Raw genomic sequence first — 20,589 nt, 5'->3', positions numbered from 1 at the left:
CGCCGTGAATCCTCCGTCTCCCTCCGCCCTCGTCCCGCGGCCTTCGGCCTGTCCGGGGCTGCTGCGCATCGTGCCCGCGCGCGATGGCGGCCTGTGCCGGGTGAAGTTGCCGGGCGGACGCCTGACGGCAGTTCAGGCCCGCGCCGTCGCCCTGGCCAGCGAGCGTTGGGCGAGCGGGGTCCTGGAGCTGACCAACAGAGCCAACCTGCAACTGCGCGGCGTGCGCCCGGAAGGAGCCGCGGCCCTGGTGGCTGCCTTGCAGGCCGCCGGTCTGGGCCCGAGTGATCCGGCCGCCGATGACGTGCGCAATCTACTGCTCAGCCCCGCGGCGGGGCGCGATCCGCAGCAGCTGCGGGATGTCCGTCCCCTGGCCGCCGAATTGCTCGCGTTGCTGGAAGGCGATCGTCGACTGCATGGGTTGTCGCCCAAGTTCGCTCTGCAACTGGACGGCGGCGAAGCCCTGGCGCGGCTCGACCATGCCCATGATGTCTGGCTGTCTGCTCGCGCCGAGGGCTACGTGCTCGGTCTCGCCGGTATCCCGCTGGATGCGCCGGTTGGACTGATCGTCCCGGGCCAGGAGGTGGCGACCGTGACGCGGCTGCTGCATCGTTTTCTCGATCTCGCCGGTCCCGAGCAGAGCCGCATGCGCCAGCTGCTGGCGCAGCGTCCGGTCGCCGAACTGCTGGCGGGGTTGGACCTGCTGCCGGTTCCGCGCAGCCCACGCGCGGCTGCCGCAACCGAGCTGCGCCTGGGCAGCCATCTCCAGCTTCAGCCGGGTCACTGCTGGATCGGCGCCCAGCCCGCCCTAGGCCGCCTGCCGGCAACGAGCCTGGCCGCCGTCGCCGACCTGGCCGAGCACCACGGCAATGGCGACCTGCACCTGACCCCTTGGCAGGGCCTGTTGCTGCCCGATGTGCCGACCGACAAGGCCCAGGCGCTGCTCACGGCCTTGACCACCCTGGACCTGACCACCGACCCTGCCGCACCCCTGGCCCGGCTGATCGCCTGCACCGGCAGCCAGGGCTGCGCCAAGGGCCAGGCCGACACCAAGGACAATGCCCTGCGCCTGGCCGAGCGGCTGCCGGCGGACCTGGAAGTGCATCTCTCCGGCTGCCCGCGCAGTTGCGCCCTGGCCGGCCAGGCGCCCCATACCCTCTTGGCGGTGGCTCCCGGCCGCTATGACCTCTTCGTGCGCGACACCACCCAGCCCGGTCCGGGCCGGCGGCGCGCCACCCAACTATCCCTCGACGAGGCCGCCGCCTGGCTGGCCCGGAGTCCCAGTGATGCTTGAATACGAACGCGACGGCCAGGCGATCTATCGCCAATCCTTCGCCACCATCCGCGCCGAAGCCGATCTCTCGGCCATCCCCGCCGACCTGGAAAAGCTCGCCGTGCGGGTGATCCACGCCTGCGGCATGGTCGACGTGGTCCAGGACCTGGCCTTTTCCCCGGGTGCCGGCGCGGCCGGTCGCGCGGCCTTGGCGGCCGGCGCGCCCATCCTCTGCGATGCCCGCATGGTCGCCGAGGGCGTTACCCGCACTCGCTTGCCGGCCAACAATCAGGTGATCTGCACCCTGCACGACGAGGGTATCCGCGAGCTGGCCGTGGCCCAGGGCAACACCCGCTCGGCGGTGGCCCTGGAGCGCTGGCGGCCGCACCTGGCCGGCAGCGTGGTGGTGATCGGCAACGCCCCCACGGCGCTGTTCTATCTGCTGGAGATGCTCGATGCCGGGGCGCCCAGGCCAGCGCTGATCCTCGGCATGCCGGTGGGCTTCGTTGGTGCCATGGAGTCCAAGGACGCCCTGGCCGCCGACAGTCGCGGCGTGCCCTACGTCATCGTCCGCGGCCGCCGTGGCGGCAGCGCCATGGCCGCGGCAGCGGTCAATGCCCTGGCCACGGAGGTGGAGTGATGGCCGGCCGCCTGCTCGGCCTGGGCGTCGGCCCCGGCGATCCGGAACTCATCACCCTGAAGGCCCTGCGCCTCCTGCAGGGCGCGCCGGTGGTGGCCTATTTCGTCGCCAAGGCCAAGGCCAACGCGGGCCAGGGCGGCAATGCCTATGGCGTCATCGAGGGCTATCTGCTGGACGGCCAGCAGCGCCTGCCACTGGTCTATCCGGTGACTACCGAGAAGCTGGCGCCGCCGCTGTCCTACGAGACGGTGATCGCCGACTTCTACGACACCGCCGCCGCCCAGGTGGCCGACCATCTGGACGCCGGCCGTGACGTGGCGGTGATCTGTGAAGGCGATCCCTTCTTCTACGGCTCCTACATGTACCTGCACGACCGCCTGGCCGAGCGCTACGAGGCCCAGGTGGTGCCGGGGGTCTGCTCCATGCTCGGCGGTGTGGCCATGCTCGGTCTGCCGCTGGTCTATCGCAACCAGACTCTCACGGTGCTTTCCGGGGTGCTCTCCGCCGAGGAACTCAAGGCGCGCCTCGCCAGCGCCGACGCCGCCGTGGTGATGAAGCTCGGGCGCAATTTCGAGAAGGTGCGCCAGGTCTTGCGCGAGCTCGGCCTGGACGAGCGTGCCCGCTATATCGAGCGCGCCACCATGGACAACCAGCGCATCGTGGCGCTGGACGAGGTCGAGCCCATGGCCTCGCCGTATTTCTCGTTGGTGGTGGTACCGGGGGTGAAATGGAAGGGTTGAGCCCGGCCATCGTCATCCTCGGCCCCGGCGCCCTGGCCACCGCCCGCCGCCTGCAGGACGGCCTGCCGGGCAGCCTGGTGCATGGCTTGGCCGGGCGGGTCGAGGGCGATGTCAGCTACAACGCCTTCGGCGACCACCTGCGTGACCTCTATCGCCAGCAGCGGCCCTTGGTGGTGCTCTGCGCCGCCGGTATCGTCATCCGCACCCTGGCGTCCTTGCTGGATGACAAGACCGCCGAGCCGCCGGTGCTGGCGGTGGCCGAAGACGGCAGCGCCGTGGTGCCGCTGTTGGGCGGTCTGGCCGGTGCCAACCGTCTGGCTCGCCAGCTGGGTACCTTGCTGGACGTGGCCCCGGCCATCACCACCAGTGGCGAACTGAGATTCGGCACCTGCCTGCTCGATCCACCGGCCGGCTATGCCCTGGCCGACGTCGACGTGGCCAAGCATCGGGTGGCCGATCTGCTGGCCGGCGCCCCGGTACGCATCGAGGGCGAGGCGCCCTGGCTGGATGAGGTACCCCTGGCTCGCGATCCCGAGGCGCGGCAGCGCATCCTGGTCTCGCCCATGACCAGCGCCGACGACCATACCCTGCTGATCCATCCCCGCGCCGTGCTGGTGGCGGTACGCGCCGATGCCACCGCTGCCGCCGTCACCGAACTGCTTGCCAGCACCGGCTATGCGCCATGTGCCGTGGCAGTGCTGCTGGCGCGGGCGGAAGACATGGCCGTGCCCGGCCTGGCCGAGCTGAGCCAGGCACTGGATGTGCCGTTGAGATTCGTCGACGCCAACACGCCGGACTTCGCCCTGACGACGGTGGAACGGGCCCAGGAGCGGGGCATCGCCCTGCACCTGCATGACCGGCCCCTGGACGCCGAGGACCTCGGCCAGCACCGCGGACGCCTCAGCGTGGTGGGCCTCGGCCCGGGTGCGGCCGAGCTCATGGCACCCGTAGTGCGCCGCGCTCTGGACGAGGCCCAGGACGTGCTCGGCTACGCGACCTACGTGCAGATGGCCGGCCCCTTGCGTCCGGACCAGCTGGCCCATGCCAGCGACAACCGTGAAGAATTGCAGCGTGCCCGCCATGCCTTCGAGCTGGCTGCCAGCGGTCGTCAGGTGGTCATGGTGTCGTCCGGCGATCCGGGGGTCTTCGCCATGGCCGCCGCGGTGCTGGAGGTACTGGAAGGCGCCGATGATCCGCGCTGGGCGGCGGTCGAGCTGGAGATCCTGCCGGGCATCACCGCGGCCATGGCCAGCGCCGCCCTGGCCGGGGCGCCCCTGGGCCACGACTTCTGCCTGATCTCTTTGTCCGACAACCTCAAGCCCTGGGCGGTGATCGAGCAGCGCCTGCGCCAGGCCGCAGCAGCGGACCTGGCCATGGCCTTCTACAACCCCATCTCCAAGGCCCGCCCGCACCAGTTGGAGCGGGCGCTGGACGTCTTGCGCAGCTGCCGTCCGGCGAACACCCCGGTGATCCTCGGTCGCGATGTCGGCCGTCCGGGTGGCGGTCTCGAATACACCAGCCTCGGCGCCCTGCGCAGCGACATGGTGGATTCGCGCACCCTGGTGATCCTCGGCTCCAGCCATACCCGGCGCTTTCCGCGGGCCGATGGCGGCGAGTGGGTCTATACGCCGCGCTGGTATGATCCGGAATTGTTATAAAGTAACATTTAATGCTTGAATCCTGGTCGCCGCTGGCCCACCCTCGGCGACCTTCCTGTTCCCTGGCGGGAAGCCGGTGAGAGTCCGGCGCGGTCGCGCCACTGTGAGCTTCGTAAGAAGCGAGCCAGACCTCGCCAGGGGATACCCATCATCCACAAGGGACGCGTCATCCCAAGGAGAGTCCATGCTTCGCCGTCTTTCACCGCTGCTCGCCGCCGGCCTGCTATCTGTTTCCGCCCTTAGCGCCCAGGCTGCCACGACCTATCCGCTGACCATCCACAACTGCGGTCGCGACCTGGTCTTCGAGCGTGCGCCCCAACGGCTGGTCAGTCTGGGTCAGGCCAGTACCGAGTTGCTCTTGCGCCTGGGCGTGGGCGCGCGCCTGGTGGGTACCGGGGTCTGGTTCGGCGGCCTGCCGAAGGACCTGCAGGAGGAGGGCAAGGGCATTCCGCGCCTGGCCGACAACGCCCCCAGCTTCGAAGCCGTGGTCGGCACCCGGCCGGACCTGGTGGCGGCGCAGTACACCTATCACGTCGGCCCGGGCGGCGAGGTGGCGGACTTCCCGCGCTTCGCTAAGCTGGGCATCGCCGCCTATGTGGCGCCCAGCGATTGCGAAGGCAAGGCAGTGACCGCCGATTCCAACAGCGACGGCAGCCGCAGCGCGCCCTTCGACATGCAGCTGGTGACCCGCGAGGCCCAGGAGCTGGCGGCCATTCTCGATGTGCAGCCGGCCGGCAAGCAGTTGGTCGCCGAGCTGGACCGCCGCATCGCCGCCGCTGGGGAGCAGGCCAAGGCTGCCGGGGTCCAGGGGCGTTCGGTGCTGTTCTGGTTCTCCAGCCCGCGCCTGGAAGGCGATCCCTGGGTGGCCGGCAACCTCGGCGCACCGGCCTGGATCGCCCGCGCCCTGGGCCTGCGCAACGTGGTCGACAGCGCTGAGGAATGGCCGGCGGTGAGCTGGGAACGCATCGCCAGTCTGGACCCTGACTATATCGTGGTGGCGCGCATGGACCGCCGTCTCTATCCCGCCGATGACGTCGACAAGAAGCTGGCCTTCCTGCGCAGCGATCCCCTGACCCGCGAATTGCGCGCGGTGCGCGAGAACCACCTGCTGGTGGTGGACGCCCCGACCCTCAATCCCTCGCTGCGGGTGGTGGACAGCGTCGAGACCCTGGCCGCCGATCTGGCCAAGCCGCAACCATGAGCCTGCCCCTGGCAGCCGAGGGGGCCCGGCCCTGGCGCTGGCTGCTGGGCCTGACCGCCGTGCTGGCGCTGGCGGCGAGCGTGGTGCTGGCGGCCTCCTTCGGCGAGATGCCCATCGCCCCGCTGACCAGTCTGCAGGCCATCGCCAACGGCCTGGGCCTGGGGCCCTATCCGGTGGAGCGCATCGTCCAGGGCATCGTCTGGGAATACCGCCTTAGTCGCGCCCTGGTCGCCGCCTGCTGCGGTGCGGGCCTGGCGGTCTCCGGCGCCATCCTCCAGGCGTTGCTGCGCAACGCCCTGGCTGAACCCTATGTGCTGGGGCTGTCGGCCGGCGCCTCCACCGGTGCGGTGCTGGTGATGCTGTTGGGCGTCGGCGGCGGGGTGCTCGGGGTCTCGCTCGGCGCCTTTCTCGGCGCCGTGCTGGCCTTCGCCGTGGTGCTGCCCTTTCTGGGCAGTGGCGGCAGCACCCGCATCATCCTCGCCGGGGTGGCCGCCTCCCAGCTGTTCAATGCCCTGACCGCCTACATCGTCGCCACCGCGGCCAACGCCGAGCAGGCGCGCAGCGTGATGTTCTGGCTGCTCGGCAGCCTGGCCGGGGTGCGCTGGCCGGACGTCTGGCTAGCCGCCGGGGTGGTGCTCGCTGGTCTGCTGGTGTGCCTGGCCTGCGCCCGGGCGCTGGACGCCTTTGCCTTTGGCGAGGACGCCGCCGCCAGCCTGGGCGTGGCGGTGGGGCCGCTGCGCCTGCTGCTGCTGGCGGTCACCGGCCTGATCACCGCCTGCCTGGTCAGCCTGGTGGGCGCGGTGGGCTTCGTCGGCCTGGTGATCCCCCATGTGGCGCGCTTCCTGGTCGGCCCCGGGCATGGCCGGCTGCTGCCCACCTGCGCGCTGATCGGCGCGCTGTTCATGGTGCTGGCCGACATCGTCGCCCGCACCCTGGTGGCCAAGCAGACCCTGCCCATCGGCGTGGTCACCGCCCTGGTCGGCGCGCCGGCCTTCGCCTTCATCCTCTACCGCGCGCGGGAGGTCCGATGAGCCTCGCCGCGCGGGACGTGGCCTGGAGCGCCGGTGGCCAGCCGATCCTCGCCGGGGTGACCCTCGCGGTGCCGCCCGGCGGGGTGCTCGGACTGCTCGGCCCCAATGGCTCGGGCAAGTCCAGCCTGCTGCGGCTGCTGGCCGGGCTGCGCCGGCCGGAGGAGGGTGGGGTCAGTCTCGACGCGACGCCGCTGGCCGAGCTGCGCCGCCGCGACCTGGCGCGCCGGGTCGCCCTGGTGGAGCAGCAGGCCGGTACCGAGGCCGATCTCTCGGTGGCCGAGGTGGTGCGCCTGGGGCGCACGCCCCATCGTGGCCTGCTCGATGCCTGGAGCGCGCGCGACGCCGAGGTCTGCCAGCGCGCCCTGGCCCAGGTCGGTCTGGTCGACAAGGCGGCACGGCGCTGGCACAGCCTCTCCGGCGGCGAGCGCCAGCGCGCCCAGATCGCCCGCGCCCTGGCCCAGGAGCCCAGCGAACTGCTGCTGGACGAACCCACCAACCACCTCGATATCCAGCACCAGCTGGAGATCCTCGACCTGGTCCGCCGCCTGCCGGCGACCTGCGTGCTGGCCATCCACGATCTCAACCTGGCCGCGCTGTTCTGCGATCGGCTGGCGGTGCTGCGCGACGGCCGCCTGGTCGCCGAAGGCGGCCCGGGCGAGGTGCTGACGGCCGAGTTGATCCAGCAGGTCTGGGGGGTGAGGGCGCAGGTGACGCTGGACGGTCCCGACGGTCGGCCGTCGATCCGCTATCGGCTGGGCTGACGGCGCCGTACCGGGCCGGCCCGTTCTTCGATCGCCTGCCTGAGCTGCTGGCGACCGCCCAGCCAGAAGACGGCTTCGGTGGCGATGAACAGCGGGCCGATGGCCAGGCCGGCCAGGTCGTCGAGAAAGGCCGGCTTGCGCCCCTCGTAGTGGTGACCGACGAACTGGATGGCCCAGCCGACCAGGAAAAGACCCAGTCCCCAGGCCAGCCAGACGCCCGTGGTCTGGGCCGCCAGCGCGGCGCCCAGCCAGAGGGCGAGCGCGAGCAGGACGCTCATCAGCAGCCCCAGCGGCCGATCCAGGCGCAGGTAGAAGACCGCCACCGCCCCGGCCACCGGTACCGCGGGCGACAGCGGCCAGCCGGCCAGGCTGAAAACCGGTCGCGACAGCAGGATGGCCACCGCCAGCACGATCAGCAGGATGCCGGGAAAGTGGCTGGCGATGTTGCGCGGATCGCGGTGGTAGCTCGCGTAATGGCTGAGATGATCTTCCAGGGTCTTCATCGGCAGGCATCCAGGCGGCTGGGCGGGAAGCCTCAGCATGCACCGGGAAGACCCTGCGCGTCAGCGGGCACCAGGAGAAATGCGATTGCGATAATCGCCCCCTCGCTCGATAATCGATCAAAAGCCTGCCGAGGACCGGTCCGATGGACGATAACCGCACCGCTCACGCCACGGGCCTGCCGCCACTGGCCGCGCCGCCCATCATCGCCTCGCCGGCCAAGCGCATCGAAGCCTTCACCGGCGACCCCAACTTCATGACCTCCCTGGCCCGCGGCCTGGCGGTCATCCATGCCTTCCAGGAGCGCAAGCGCCAGCTGACCATCGCCCAGATCAGCCATCGCACCGAGATCCCGCGCGCCGCGGTGCGCCGCTGCCTGCATACCCTGATGAAGCTGGGCTACGTCACCACCGACGGCCGCACCTACTCGCTGCTGCCCAAGGTGCTGACCCTGGGGCACGCCTACCTGTCGTCCACGCCGCTGGCGGTCACCGCCCAGCCGGTGCTCGATCGCTTGAGCGAGCAACTGCACGAGGCCTGCTCCATGGCCACCCTGGAAGGCGACGAGATCCTCTACATCGCCCGCTCGGCGACGCCGCAGCGATTGATCTCGGTGGACCTCAGCGTCGGCAGCCGGCTGCCGGCCTATTGCACCTCCATGGGCCGCATCCTGCTCGCCGCCCTGGACGATGCCGCGCTGCACGACTACCTGGAACACGCCGACCTGCAGGCCAAGACCAGCCGCACCCTCTATCAGCCGCCAGCGCTCATCGAGTGCCTGGGCCAGGTGCGCCAGCAGGGCTACGTCATCGTCGACCAGGAGCTGGAAGTGGGGCTGAGATCCCTGGCGGTGCCCCTGAGAGACGCCGCTGGCCAGGTGCTGGCGGCACTCAACGTCGGCACCCACGCCAGTCGGGTCAGTCGCCAGGAGCTGGAGACGCGCTTCCTGCCGGTGCTGCTGGCGGCCAGCCAGGAATTGAGTACCCGGCTGTTTCACTAGCGAATCTGGTCGATTATCGGCCATATCGCCGATAATCGAATTGTCAGCTGTTCGGAGTTGGGCTTAACGTCGGCGCAGTGGCGCACTACGCCGATAACAACAACACGAGCAGACCACCATGACGCAAACCCTCGCGGGCGCCATGCCCCTGGCCGATCATCCGGCCACGGCGACAGTCGGCACCCTGGACGTCCAGCAGTTCATCAATCGCCAGGCACTGTCCGCCTACCAGTGGCGCATCGTCGCCCTGTGCTTTCTCATCGTCTTTCTCGACGGCCTGGACACCGCGGCCATGGGCTTCATCGCCCCGGCGCTGTCGGTGGAGTGGGGCATCCCACGCGCCAGCCTGGGGCCGGTGATGAGCGCCGCCCTGGGCGGCATGGTCTTCGGCGCCCTGGGCTCCGGGCCCCTGGCCGATCGCTTCGGCCGCAAGGGCGTGCTGGTGGTCGCCACCTTCATCTTTGGCGGCTTCAGCCTGCTGTCGGCCTTCAGCGCCAACCTCGAACAGCTGGTGATCCTGAGATTCCTCACCGGGCTGGGCCTGGGCGCCGCCATGCCCAACGCCACCACGCTGCTCTCGGAATACACCCCCGAGCGCCTCAAGTCGCTACTGGTGACCAGCATGTTCTGCGGCTTCAACCTGGGCATGGCCGGCGGTGGCTTCGTCTCGGCCTGGATGATCCCGGCCTATGGCTGGCACAGCCTGCTGGTGCTGGGCGGGGTACTGCCGCTGGCACTGGCCGTGGTGCTGCTGCTCTGGCTGCCGGAATCGGCGCGCTATCTGGTGGTGCACGGCAAGAGCGCCGAGCGCATCCGGCGGGTGCTGGCGCCCATCGGCCGCGAGGCCGCCGAGGCCCGGCACTTCGTGGTGCCCGAGCAGAAGTCGGTCAAGACCGGCAACGTCTTCGCGGTGATCTTCAACCGCAACTACAGCGCAGGCACCCTGCTGCTGTGGCTGACCTATTTCATGGGCCTGGTGATCGTCTACCTGCTCACCAGCTGGCTGCCGACGCTGATGCGCGACGCCGGCGCCAGCCTGGAGCAGGCCGCACTGATCGGCGCGCTGTTCCAGTTCGGCGGGGTGCTCAGCGCGGTGTTCGTCGGCTGGGCCATGGACAGATTCAATCCGCACAAGGTGATCGGCCTGTTCTATGTGCTGGCTGGGATCTTCGCCTATTGCGTGGGCCAGAGCCTGGGCCAGGTCGCCCTGGTCGCCACCCTGGTGCTGGTGGCCGGCATGTGCATCAACGGCGCCCAGTCGGCCATGCCGTCGCTGGCGGCGCGCTACTACCCGACCCATGGCCGCGCCACCGGGGTGTCCTGGATGCTCGGCATCGGCCGCTTCGGCGCCATCACCGGCGCCTGGATGGGCGCGACCCTGCTGGGCCTGGGCTGGACCTTCACCCAGGTGCTCACCGCACTGCTCCTGCCCGCGGGTCTCGCGGCCCTGGCCGTGCTGATCAAGGGCGTGGTCAGCCACGCCGACGCGACCTAGCGTCGACGGCTTCCCCTTTGCCGGTGGCGGGCGCTAGGCGCAGGCGCTGCCACCGCGTAAAGTTGCACCCTTTGCACGCTCCGCAGTCACCCGGCTAGAGCGGTGCAGACGTCCAAGGGGTTCCATGAAAGGTTTCGCTCGCCGCGGGCAGTGGGCTGTCCGGCTGGTAACGCTTATCGCTTGCTTTCTGATTGCTCCGGCCTTCGCCGAGACGCGCCAAGTCACTGACGTCCTCGGGCGCACGGTGACCATCGACGCGCCGGCCAAGCGCGTGGTGCTGGGCTTCCACTATGGCGACTACCTGGCGGTCGGTGGCGAGCACGCCTTCGACGCCGTGGTCGGTGTCTCCCGCGGTGCCTGGGAGCGCAAGGTGCCGGCCAACTGGGCGCTCAACGTCGCCCACCGACCCTCCCTGGCCACCCTTCCCGATGTGGGGGAGACGGAAAACAATAGTTTTTCCGTGGAGAAGGTCCTCGCTCTCAAGCCGGACCTGGTAGTGCTGGCCGCCTGGCAATTCCAGGCGCTGGACAGCGAGGTCAAGCGCCTCGAACAGCTCGGCATCCCGGTGGTGGCGATCGACTACAACGCCCAGACCCTGGAGCGCCACCTGGCCTCCACCCGCTTGCTCGGCATCATCACCGGCCAGGAGGCACGGGCCGCCGAGCTGGCCGATTTCTATGCCAAGGTGGTGGAGGACATCCAGACCCGCATCGCGGCCGCTCATCGTCCGAAGCCGCGGGTCTATGCCGAGTTCGGCAACAAGGGGCCGGCCGAGTACTCCTTCACCTATGGCCGCAACATGTGGGGCGCCATGGTCACCCTGGCCGGCGGCGACAACATCGCCGCGCCCTTCATCCAGTGGTGGGGGGTGATGAATCCGGAGCAGGTGCTCATGGCCCAGCCAGAGGTCATCTTCATCTCCGGGCGCGAGGACAACAGCAATCCCATCGCCTTGCCCATGGGCCCCGGCGTGACCGCCGATGACGCCCGCAGCCACCTGCGCGCCTTCATGCAGCGACCGGGCTGGAGCAATCTGCCGGCGATCCGCGACGGGCGTCTCTATGGCGTCTACCAGGGTGCCTCGCGCAGCCTGGAAGACTTCGCCATGCTGCAGTTCATTGCCAAGCAGCTCTATCCGGATCTGTTCCAGGACGTGGATCCCATGGCCAACTACCGTGAGTTCTACCGCCGCTACATGCCGATCCAGCCCCAGGGCACCTTCGCCATAGGCCTGAATCCATGAGCGCTTCCTCACCCTCCAGCCACGCGGACGCCATCGCCGACCAGCGCGCCCGCGAGCGGCGGCGCTGGCGGGCCTGCGGGGTGTTTCTGCTGCTGACCCTGGCGGGTCTGGTGCTGGACATCGCCACCGGGCCTTCGCTGCTTTCACCGCTGGAGGTGCTCAAGTCCCTGACCGGCCTCGGCGAGCGGCAGCCGATGACCGACGCCATCGTTCGCGACCTGCGCCTGCCGGTGGCGCTGATGGCCCTGGCGGTAGGCGCCGCCCTTGGCGCCGGCGGAGCGCAGATGCAGACGCTGCTCAACAATCCCATGGCCAGTCCCTACACCCTGGGCATGGCGGCTGCCGCCGGCTGTGGCGCGGCCCTCAGCCTGGCACTGGGCAGCTTCGGCCTGGGCGCGCTGATCGGGGTGCCGCTGGGCGCCTTCGTCTTCGCCATGCTGGCGGCACTGTTCCTTTTCGCCCTGGCTTCGCTCAAGCGCACCGGCAGCGACACCATCATCCTCGGTGGCATCGCCCTGCTGTTCCTCTTCCAGTCATTGCTGTCGCTGGTGCAGTTCCTGTCCTCGCCGGAGCTTTCCCAGCAGATCCTCTTCTGGCTGTTCGGCAGCCTCGGTCGCGCCACCTGGACCACCCTGGCCATCGTTGCCGGGGTGACCCTGCTGTGCTGCATTCTGCTCCTGCGCGATGCCTGGAAACTGGCCGCGCTGCGCCTGAGCGAGGCGCGTGCCGAGAGCCTGGGCGTGGACATCCGCCGCCTGCGCCTCAAGGTACTGATCCTGGTGGCGGTGATGACCGCCACGGCCACCAGCTTCGTCGGGGTGATCGGCTTCGTTGGCCTGGTCGCGCCCCATATCGCCCGCTGGCAGGTGGGGGGGGATCAGCGCTTCCTGCTGCCACTGTCCGCCATCTGCGGCGCCCTTATGCTGTCCTTCGCCTCGGTGCTGTCCAAGTCGATCCTGCCCGGGGCGCTGTTTCCGGTGGGCATCGTCACCGCCATCGTCGGGGTGCCCTTCCTGCTCTGGCTCATCTTCGCCCCGCGCAGGTCCAGCCTATGATCCGCCTCCATGACCTCGCGCTGAAGCGCGGCGACCGCACCGTGATTTCCGGTTTGAGCACCGAGCTGCATCCCGGCCAGGTCCATGTGATCCTCGGCCCCAACGGCACCGGCAAGACCACCCTGCTGCGCGCCCTGGCCGGGGACCTGCCGCTGGCGGCCGGCCATATCGAACGCGGCGAGCGGCGGCTGGTGGCGGGGGCTTCGCTCCGCGCTCAGCGCGAGGGCTGGCGCCAGGGCGTGGCCTACATGCCCCAGGATTCCCATGCCGAGGCGGCGCTGTCGGTGCTGGAGACGGTGGCCATGGGCAGCCTGGAACGGCTGACCCTGCATCTGGACGATGAGCTGTTGGAACGGGCGCTGGGCAAGCTCGACGAGGTGGGGATCGGCCATCTGGCGTCGCGCCAGCTGGGCGCCCTGAGTGGCGGTCAGCGGCAGCTGGTGTTCTTCGCCCAGGTGCTGATGCGCGAACCCGAGGTGATGCTGCTGGACGAACCGGTCAGTGCGCTGGATCTGCGGCACCAGATCAACCTGCTCGATCGGGTACGCCACGAGACCCGGCTGCACCAGCAGGTGACCGTGGTGGTGCTGCACGATCTCAACCTGGCCTGCCAGTACGCCGATTCGCTGCTGGTGCTGGTGAACGGTGGCCTGCTGGCCGCCGGGCGACCCGCGGCCATCGTCACCGCCGACCTGCTGGAGGCCACCTACGGCGTGGCGGTGGACATCCTGCAGGACCGCCAGGGCCGTCCAGTGGTCCAGCCGCTGACCGGCCAGGCCTTCAGCGAGGCCTGACCGCAGGGTTGCAGAGGGTGGGGCGTCAGAAGGTGTAGGTGAAACCGGCCTGCACGGTACGCGGCTCGCCCGGATAGCTGTAGGCGTTCCAGGAGCTCTCGTCGTAGCCCTTGTTGAAGACGTTGCGCACGTCCAGGTTCAGCCGCAGGTGCTCGTCGACCTTGTAGAAGCTCAACAGGTCGGTGACCGTGTAGCTGTCCATTGTGTAGTCGCTGACCGCGGTCTTCTGGCCTTCGCGTTCGCCCACGTACTTGAGGTTGGCGCCCAGTCCCAGGCCGCGCAGCACGCCGTCATGGAATTCGTAGACGTTGAGCAGGTTGACGGCATTGCGCGGGATATTGGTCAGGCGCGTACCGCGGGCCAGGGTGTTGTCCTTGGTGACCTCGGCATCGGTGAAGGCGTAGCCGCCGAGGATGCGCCAGTTGGGCGTCAGGTCGCCGGTCACGTTGACCTCGAAGCCACGGCTGCGTACCTCGCCGGCGGCGACGTTGAAATTCGGATCGACCGGGTCCAGGGTCAGGACGTTTTCCTTGACCGTATGGAAAATCGCCGTGTCGACGCTGAGGCGGCCATCCAGCGCCGCCCACTTCATGCCTACCTCGTAGGCCTTGCCTTCCTCGGGGTCGAAACCGCCGCCCAGGCGCGCCGCGCCGGTGTTGGGCTTGAACGACTTGGAGGCGCTGGCGTAGAGGGCCAGTTCCGGGGTGAGGTCGTAGCTGACGCCCAGGCGCGGGGTGACGGCGTTGTCGGCGTTGGACCAGCTCTGGCCACCGGTGACGAAGTTGTCGTAATCGTGCTCGAAGCGCTCCAGGCGTACGCCGCCCAGCACTTTGAAGCGCTCGGTGAGGGCGATCTGGTCCTGCACGAAGGCGGCCCAGGTCTTGAGGGTCTCGTGGTCATGGGTCGGCGTACGGGTCAGGGCCGGACGCGGCTGGCCGAGGACCGGATCGACCAGGTTGACCGGATAGGCGCTGACACTGCCTGGCGAGCGCTGGATGATCGACTGATAGTCATAGTCTTCCACCTCGATCCCGGTGATCAGGGTATGGCCGAGGCCAAAGGTGTCGAATCGACCGGTCAGGTTCAGCTGCAGGTCGCGATCAGTCCACTCCAGCTTGCGGTAGTTGAAGTTGCGACCCAGGGTCACGCCGTCGGCTTGCACGCCGTTGGCTTCCACGGCATTGCCCTTGAGGCTGCCGTCGAGGTACTGGAAGCCACCCGCCAGGGTCCAGGCGTCGTTGAGCTGGTGCTCGAAGCGCAGCTGATAGGACTCGTTGTCGTTGTGCAGCAGGTTGGTGGTGCCCTTTTCCCAGGCATTGGTGGAGCGACTGGCCTCGGCACGCTGGGTGAGGTAGTTGGTGCGACCGCGATCCAGCGGGGCGTTGCTGCGGATGATGTCCGCCTCGAAGGTGATGAGGGTGGCGTCGGTGGCCTGCCAGCTCAGCACCGGCGCGACTTCGTAGCGCTCGTGTTCGACATCGTCGCGGAAGCTGTCGCCGCCTTCGGCGATCAGGTTGAGGCGATAGGCCAGGCGGCCGTCTTCATCCACCGGACCGGTGGTGTCCAGGGTGCCGCGGCGCAGCCCCTGGTCGGTGAACTGGCTGCCAAGGGTGGTCTTGCGCTCACCCAGTGGCTGCTTGGTGACCACGTTGAAGGTGCCGCCCGGATCGCTGCGACCATAGAGGGTCGCCGCTGGGCCGCGCAGGACCTCGACCCGCTCCAGGGTGGCGGCATCCGGCGCACTGGGATAGCCGCGGTTCATGGGAAAGCCGTTGCGGAAATACTCGGAGCTGGTGAAGCCGCGCACCGTATAGCTGGTCAGGCCCTGGCCGCCGAAGTTGTTGCCACGGCCGACGCCGCCGGCCTGGTCCAGCGCCTGCTGCAGGCGGGTGGCGGAGAGATCGTCGAGGGCTTCGCGGGAGACCACGCTCACCGACTGGGGCGTCTCGTGCAGCGGGGTGTCGGTGCGTGTCGCACTGCTGGAACGTTCCGCCTTGTAGCCCTGCACCGGCCCGGTGGGCGATTCGGCCGCGCCGACGATGGTGAGCTCGGACAGGGCTTGGGGCGAATCTTCCGTCTGCTCCTGGGCATGACCAGTGAGGGGGAGGGCACAGAGGGGCAGCAGATAGAAGGCAGGAGCCAGCCGGCGCATTGTTGTTGTCCTGGTATTCGGGGAGGCGGATTCTAGAGCGCCTGACAAAGTGGATACAACTGCGAGTCGTTACCGCCTGAGACATATTTTCATCGGACTGGTCGGTTCGTGGGGGAACTTGTCTGCCGAAGGGCACGAAGGGTGCGTCGCAGAGGACGGTTGCCGGGCTTGCCGCAGCGGGCCTCGGGAGGCGACGCCGGCGCTTTTGCCGTAGCATGCCGCTCCTTTGCCGTCGTGATCGCCCATGAATACCGCCACCCTTGCCCGCCTTACCGACCTGCTCCTGGTCGCCCTCGATCCGCCCCCTGCCGAGGCGCGCCGACTGGTGCACGGCCGTGGCCGGTTGCTGCCGGGGCTGGAACAACTGACCGTCGACTGGCTGGAAGGCGTGGTGCGGGTAGGGCTGTTCCGCGAAGTGCCCGCGGTCGAGCTGGAGGCCCTGCGCACGACCCTGACGGCTCTGGGCGAGACCCCGATCTGGCGCGCCAGCGGCGCCCGTAGTCTGCTGCTGCAGCATCGTTACCGCCTGGATGCCGCCAGCGAGGCGCTGATCGGCGCGCCGGTGGGCGAGCACGTCATCCATGAAGACGGCCTGACGTTCGGCCTGGACCTCTCCCGTCACCAGAACATGGGGCTGTTCCTCGACATGCGCCTGGGCCGCCGCTGGGTGCGCGAGCAGGCCGCCGGCCTGCGCATCCTCAACCTGTTCGCCTACACCTGTGGTTTCTCCGTAGCGGCCCTGGCCGGCGGCGCGGCCCAGGTGGTCAATCTGGACATGGCTCGCGGGCCCCTGACCCGCGGCCGCGAAAATCACCGCCTCAATGGCCACGACCTGGGCAAGGTCAGCTTTCTCGGCCACGAACTGTTCAAGTCCTGGGGCAAGGTGCGCAAGCTCGGGCCCTATGATCTGGTGATCGTCGACCCGCCCAGCTTCCAGCAAGGCAGCTTCGCCCTGACCAAGGACTATGCGCGCATCCTGCGCCGGTTGCCGGAGCTGCTCACCCCTGGCGGGCGGGTGCTGGCCTGCGTCAACGATCCCGGTGTGGGGGCGGATTTCCTCATCGCCGGCATGGCCCAGGAGGCACCGGGACTGGCCTTCGTCGAGCGCCTGGCCAATCCGCCTGAATTCGCCGACGAGGACCCCGAGGGCGGCCTCAAGGTGCTGGTCTTCGGACAGTCCTGAGCCTGGCGTTGCCGTGATACCCGGCGCCGATGAGGCAGGCACAGGCACAGGTACCGCAGGCACACATCGTTACGGCAATCCCTCCGCGGACCGCTCTCCACTGCCAGAGCCCATCGCGCCGAGGAGCGGCCCAGGGCGCGCTTCTCAGGCTCTGCGGCGAGCCGCGAGCGCCTCATAAACGGCCGTTTCGAAGTCCAGGTAACCCTTGACCGAAGCCGGATCGACGAAGGGCAGGATCTGCGTGGCCCAGAAGCCACCGATGCCGTTCTGCCGGTCGATCCAGTAGTAGAGGTTGGCCAGCCCGGCCCAGGCCAGGGAGCCGGCTGGGCGACCGGTCGGGGCATCGGTGTCGTTGATCATGAAGGTCAGTCCCCAGGACTTCGCCATGCCGGGAAAGAATTCGGCCGGGTTGGACAGGTGGGGAATGACACCGGGCAGGCCCCTGATCTTCAGCGCGCCGAGTCCGTTCGCCGCGGCCATCCGCACGGTCTCCGGCCTGAGCACCCGCCCGTCGGGGCCGTCGCCGTCGTTGAGCCACAGGCGGATGAACTTGGCGTAGTCCAGTGCCGTCGAGTAGAGGCCGTGCCCGCCCATGAAGACCTCCGGCTCCTGCGGTAGCACGAAGTCGTCGAGGGGAGCGAGTTGGCCGGTGGCGTCGCGCTGGTGCAGGGTGGCGAGCCTGTCGCGCATGTCGGCGGTAAGCACGAAGGCGGAATCATGCATCCTCAGGGGAGCGAAGATCCGCTCCGCGAAAACTTCGTCCAGGCGCCGGCCAGTGATGCTTTCCACGACCAGACCGGCCCAGTCGATGTTCGAGCCGTATTCCCATCGTTCGCCCGGATCGAAGAGCAGCGGCGTTTCCAGGGCGGCGCGGGTAGCGGTGATGACGCTGGGTTGGCCGTGCTCGGTGGCGAGGCGCTGGTAGTGCGCATTGAAGAAGTCGTAGCCAAAGCCTGCCGTGTGCAGCAACAGCATGCGGGTGGTGATGGCTCGCCGCGGCGCACGCAGGCGCGGTTGGCCATCGTCGGCAAAGCCTTCGAGCACCTGCAGCTTGCCGATGGCGGGCACATAGGTGCTGGCGGGCGCATCCAGGTCGAGCAGGCCCTGCTCCACCAGTTGCAGTACCGCGGTCCCGGTAATCGCCTTGGTAGTGGAGAAAATCGCGCACAGGCTGTCGGGCGCCATGAGGTCGGCACTGCCTAGGGTGCGCCTGCCGGCGGCGCCCACATAGAGATTGCCGTGCCGGTTGGTTACCACGGCGGCAACACCGGGAACGCCTGGGGTGCTCTCGACTGCCCTAGCCAGGATCGCGTCCGCGGCCGTTTTGAGAGTGTCTGCCATCGTCTGATCTCGCTCTGGCGCTGGTTTACGCGCCCGGTCGGGCGCGCGTGGCGAGATCTTGCGATGACCAGGGTCCGGGGTGATATCCGGCCTCGGCAGGCGCTGTCTGCCATCGGCAGATAGCCGAGACGGTCAGGCGGTGCCGCGGCGCAGGGTGTCTGAAGGTCGCTCGCCGAAACGCAGGCGATAGCTGCGGGCGAACTCGCCCATGTTGATATAGCCCCAGGCCGCGGCGATGGCGGACACGCTGGCACCAAATGGTGCGGCGCTCAAGACTCGGCGCGCCCCTTGCAGGCGTTGCTCGCGCAGGAAGGCGCTGGGTGGATAACCGCGAAAGCTCTTGAAGGCGGCACTCAGGGTGCGGACGCTGGTGCCCACGGCGCGGGCGACATCGGCCATGGTGGGCAACTCGGCAGCATGCTCGATCATGAATTGCTCGGCGGCGCGGACCGTGCGCGGGGCCAGGCGGTGGCAGGGATCGTTCAGGTCCAAGCCGGCGCGCAAGGCCCACTCGTTGAGCAGGCGGACGCAGATGGTCTGCTCCAGGTGTCGAGCGAGCGGCCCCTGGGTGAGCCGTTCCGGCGCCTCGGCGATGGAGCGGGCGACGTAATCCATCAGCCCCAGCCAACTGGATTCCGCGCCGCCCAGACCCACCTTGGCCTGCCAGAGCGCATCGCCGGGATTGAAGCCGAACCAGTCGAGGGCGGTCCGCTCCAGTAATTCGTGAGGAATGGTCAGGTTGAACTGCAGATGGTCGGGATCGAAGTCGACCCAGTAATCGGTCCGACTGCAGTCGACGACGAAGGAGCTGCCCACCGGGGTTTCGACCGCCTGTTCACGATCCACCCAGTGCCGCGCGGTCCCGCCGATGGTAGTGGCGACGAAGGCGTTGCCGGCGTCCTGGTCCCAATCCTTGATGTGTACCGGGATGCCATAGGCGAAGCGGGTGGCGGTGATGGCGCCGATCTTCGCCGAGTGCATCGTCGAGGCCGGGGCGATGTGGCGACCGATGGGCGCCACGTCGTAGGGCATGTACACCTCGCTCGACCAGGCCTTGATCTCGTCCCAGGCGTTGGAGAAGACCTTGTGGTGCTGGGCGATCGGCCGCCCTTGAGCATCGACGAGCAGTGCTTTCTCGAGCAGGTCCTGTCTCCCTGCCGGCGTATTCGCCTACGGCGCAGTGGTTCGTTCGACTATAGGGCAGGGTTGCTGCGGTGTCGACAGGGGCGAAAGGCTCTAGTCAGGCTATTAGCGCCGGGGCAGGCGCCGGTAAAGCTGCTCGACCTTTTCCCGCGCCCAGGGCGTGCGGCGCAGGAAGGTCAGGCTGGATTTGATACTGGGCTCATGGGTGAAGCAGCGCAGCGGGATGCGCCGACCGAGTTCTTCCCAGCCGTGATGCTCCACCAGGCGGGTGAGCAGGGCTTCGAGGGTGATGCCTTCGAGGGAGGCACGGGGCTTGTCGGACATCGGCTGGGCTCTGGATGAGGGGAGGGCAGTGTAGCCGCTGCAACGGCTCACTGCGCGTCGAAGGGGTCGATAGTCCATAAAGCGATGCTGTTCGATAATCGAACTGTTAGTCGATTATCGGATTGTTTGCGCGGGTGGGGCTTTGTAGTCTGACTCCAGACCGCCGCACCGGGCGGCGCCGACAACAAAGACGCGAGTCGACAATCCATGGCCCAGATCCTGTCCCTGAGCGAAGCCATCCAGCGCTTCGTCCACGATGGCGAGACCGTCGCCCTCGAAGGCTTCACCCATCTCATTCCGACCGCCGCCGCCCACGAGCTGATCCGCCAGAACCGGCGCGACTTGACCCTGGTGCGCATGACCCCCGACCTGGTCTATGACCTGCTGATCGGTGCCGGCTGTGCCAAGCGGCTGATCTTCTCCTGGGGCGGCAATCCCGGGGTCGGCTCCCTGCACCGGCTGCGCGACGCCGTGGAAAAAGGCTGGCCGCACAAGCTGGAGATTTCCGAGCACAGCCACGCGGCCCTGGCCAACGCCTATGTCGCCGGCGCCTCCAACCTGCCCTTCGCCGTCCTGCGCGGCTACCAGGGCTCGGACCTGGCCAAGGTCAATCCGGACATCAAGTTCATCGCCTGCCCCTTCACCGGCGAGCAGCTCGCCGCGGTGCCCAGCGTGCGCCCCGACGTCACCGTCATCCATGCGCAGAAGGCCGACCGCCAGGGCAACGTGCTGATCCAGGGCATCCTCGGCGTGCAGAAGGAAGCGGCCCTGGCCGCCCAGCGCTGCATCGTCACCGTGGAGGAGATCGTCGACGACCTGCAGGCGCCGATGAACGCCTGCGTGCTGCCGACCTGGGCGCTCAGCGCCGTCTGCGTGGTGCCGGGCGGGGCGCATCCGTCCTATGCCCACGGCTACTACGAGCGGGACAACCGTTTCTACCAGGCCTGGGACCCGATCGCCCGCGACCGCGACACCTTTACCCAGTGGATCGACACCTACATCCGCGGTACCGCGGACTTCGCCGCCTTCCAGGCGAAGCTGGCTGCGGAGGCCTGAA

19 protein-coding genes and 1 riboswitch are annotated in these 20,589 nt (G+C 68.7%); of the genes, 14 read left to right on the top strand and 5 right to left on the bottom strand.

Going from position 1 to position 20,589, the window contains the following annotated elements; translation table 11 throughout:
• The first annotated feature begins 4 nt into the window (after positions 1 to 4).
• The 7 genes from cobG to V6W80_RS21060 all read left to right on the top strand — a co-directional run bounded on the left by cobG (position 5) and on the right by V6W80_RS21060 (position 7,301).
• Positions 5 to 1,291: a precorrin-3B synthase gene (gene cobG / locus V6W80_RS21090; protein WP_338545315.1), complete on the top strand. Its 1,287-nt coding sequence runs from the start codon at positions 5 to 7 to the stop codon at positions 1,289 to 1,291.
• Positions 1,284 to 1,910, top strand: coding sequence for a precorrin-8X methylmutase (locus V6W80_RS21085; protein ID WP_017642945.1), 627 nt, complete (start codon positions 1,284 to 1,286; stop codon positions 1,908 to 1,910). The genes cobG and V6W80_RS21085 overlap by 8 nt, the downstream gene beginning before the upstream one ends.
• Positions 1,910 to 2,650 carry a precorrin-2 C(20)-methyltransferase gene (locus V6W80_RS21080; RefSeq protein WP_173147168.1) on the top strand — a complete coding sequence of 247 codons (741 nt, stop codon included), beginning with the start codon at positions 1,910 to 1,912 and terminating at the stop codon, positions 2,648 to 2,650. The genes V6W80_RS21085 and V6W80_RS21080 overlap by 1 nt, the downstream gene beginning before the upstream one ends.
• A complete protein-coding gene (gene cobJ, locus V6W80_RS21075) occupies positions 2,638 to 4,308 on the top strand; it encodes a precorrin-3B C(17)-methyltransferase (RefSeq protein ID WP_338545314.1) in 1,671 nt (556 codons plus the stop codon). The genes V6W80_RS21080 and cobJ overlap by 13 nt, the downstream gene beginning before the upstream one ends.
• A gap of 6 nt (positions 4,309 to 4,314) precedes the next feature.
• A riboswitch (cobalamin riboswitch) is annotated at positions 4,315 to 4,461 on the top strand.
• 31 nt (positions 4,462 to 4,492) lie between these two features.
• The gene (locus tag V6W80_RS21070) at positions 4,493 to 5,509 is read left to right on the top strand and encodes an ABC transporter substrate-binding protein (protein ID WP_184290077.1); all 1,017 of its coding nucleotides are present in this window, start codon (positions 4,493 to 4,495) and stop codon (positions 5,507 to 5,509) included.
• The gene (locus V6W80_RS21065) at positions 5,506 to 6,540 is read left to right on the top strand and encodes a FecCD family ABC transporter permease (protein WP_068383260.1); all 1,035 of its coding nucleotides are present in this window, start codon (positions 5,506 to 5,508) and stop codon (positions 6,538 to 6,540) included. The genes V6W80_RS21070 and V6W80_RS21065 overlap by 4 nt, the downstream gene beginning before the upstream one ends.
• Positions 6,537 to 7,301, top strand: a complete 765-nt coding sequence (locus tag V6W80_RS21060) for an ABC transporter ATP-binding protein (RefSeq protein ID WP_338545313.1) — start codon at positions 6,537 to 6,539, stop codon at positions 7,299 to 7,301. The genes V6W80_RS21065 and V6W80_RS21060 overlap by 4 nt, the downstream gene beginning before the upstream one ends.
• Here the strand turns inward: V6W80_RS21060 and V6W80_RS21055 are convergent.
• Positions 7,286 to 7,804, bottom strand: coding sequence for a DUF962 domain-containing protein (locus tag V6W80_RS21055; RefSeq protein ID WP_338545312.1), 519 nt, complete (start codon positions 7,802 to 7,804; stop codon positions 7,286 to 7,288). The two genes, V6W80_RS21060 and V6W80_RS21055, sit on opposite strands and share 16 nt — an antisense overlap.
• Positions 7,805 to 7,947: 143 nt before the next feature.
• Between V6W80_RS21055 and V6W80_RS21050 the strand changes: the two genes are divergently transcribed.
• The 5 genes from V6W80_RS21050 to V6W80_RS21030 all read left to right on the top strand — a co-directional run bounded on the left by V6W80_RS21050 (position 7,948) and on the right by V6W80_RS21030 (position 13,389).
• Entirely contained in the window at positions 7,948 to 8,802 is an 855-nt protein-coding gene (locus V6W80_RS21050; protein ID WP_068383265.1) for an IclR family transcriptional regulator domain-containing protein, read from the top strand.
• A 142-nt stretch (positions 8,803 to 8,944) separates the two neighbouring features.
• Complete coding sequence (locus tag V6W80_RS21045; protein ID WP_338547487.1) at positions 8,945 to 10,297, top strand: MFS transporter; 1,353 nt, start codon at positions 8,945 to 8,947, stop codon at positions 10,295 to 10,297.
• A 124-nt stretch (positions 10,298 to 10,421) separates the two neighbouring features.
• Positions 10,422 to 11,540, top strand: a complete 1,119-nt coding sequence (locus V6W80_RS21040) for an ABC transporter substrate-binding protein (RefSeq protein ID WP_338545311.1) — start codon at positions 10,422 to 10,424, stop codon at positions 11,538 to 11,540.
• On the top strand, positions 11,537 to 12,595 hold the full coding sequence (locus tag V6W80_RS21035) for a FecCD family ABC transporter permease (protein WP_338545310.1): 1,059 nt from the start codon (positions 11,537 to 11,539) through the stop codon (positions 12,593 to 12,595). The genes V6W80_RS21040 and V6W80_RS21035 overlap by 4 nt, the downstream gene beginning before the upstream one ends.
• Complete coding sequence (locus V6W80_RS21030; protein WP_093257274.1) at positions 12,592 to 13,389, top strand: ABC transporter ATP-binding protein; 798 nt, start codon at positions 12,592 to 12,594, stop codon at positions 13,387 to 13,389. Before V6W80_RS21035 ends, V6W80_RS21030 begins: the two co-directional genes overlap by 4 nt.
• Before the next feature lie 25 nt (positions 13,390 to 13,414).
• Here V6W80_RS21030 and V6W80_RS21025 read toward each other — a convergent pair whose 3' ends face one another.
• Positions 13,415 to 15,541, bottom strand: a complete 2,127-nt coding sequence (locus tag V6W80_RS21025; RefSeq protein WP_338545309.1) for a TonB-dependent siderophore receptor — start codon at positions 15,539 to 15,541, stop codon at positions 13,415 to 13,417.
• A 244-nt stretch (positions 15,542 to 15,785) separates the two neighbouring features.
• On the opposite strand from V6W80_RS21025, the gene V6W80_RS21020 reads away from it, so the two are divergent.
• Positions 15,786 to 16,724 (top strand): class I SAM-dependent methyltransferase, encoded by a 939-nt coding sequence (locus tag V6W80_RS21020; protein WP_338545308.1) that lies wholly within the window; start codon positions 15,786 to 15,788, stop codon positions 16,722 to 16,724.
• Positions 16,725 to 16,868: 144 nt separating this feature from the next.
• Here the strand turns inward: V6W80_RS21020 and V6W80_RS21015 are convergent, their stop codons facing one another.
• The 3 genes from V6W80_RS21015 to V6W80_RS21005 form a co-directional block, all read right to left on the bottom strand.
• Positions 16,869 to 17,981: a serine hydrolase domain-containing protein gene (locus V6W80_RS21015; protein ID WP_338545307.1), complete on the bottom strand. Its 1,113-nt coding sequence runs from the start codon at positions 17,979 to 17,981 to the stop codon at positions 16,869 to 16,871.
• Positions 17,982 to 18,197: 216 nt separating this feature from the next.
• The gene (locus tag V6W80_RS21010; protein WP_338545306.1) at positions 18,198 to 19,097 is read right to left on the bottom strand and encodes an AraC family transcriptional regulator; all 900 of its coding nucleotides are present in this window, start codon (positions 19,095 to 19,097) and stop codon (positions 18,198 to 18,200) included.
• A gap of 216 nt (positions 19,098 to 19,313) precedes the next feature.
• Entirely contained in the window at positions 19,314 to 19,532 is a 219-nt protein-coding gene (locus V6W80_RS21005) for a VF530 family DNA-binding protein (protein ID WP_017642961.1), read from the bottom strand.
• Positions 19,533 to 19,739: 207 nt separating this feature from the next.
• Here V6W80_RS21005 and V6W80_RS21000 point away from each other — a divergent pair, with 207 nt between their 5' ends.
• Complete coding sequence (locus V6W80_RS21000; RefSeq protein WP_017642962.1) at positions 19,740 to 20,588, top strand: CoA transferase subunit A; 849 nt, start codon at positions 19,740 to 19,742, stop codon at positions 20,586 to 20,588.
• Position 20,589 lies beyond the last annotated feature (1 nt).

Origin of the sequence: Pseudomonas benzopyrenica, assembly GCF_036884265.1 — a bacterium.
Lineage (GTDB): Bacteria > Pseudomonadota > Gammaproteobacteria > Pseudomonadales > Pseudomonadaceae > Chryseomonas > Chryseomonas benzopyrenica.
Note: the sequence above shows the minus strand (reverse complement) of the source record. Positions and strands in the feature narration are given on the sequence as shown.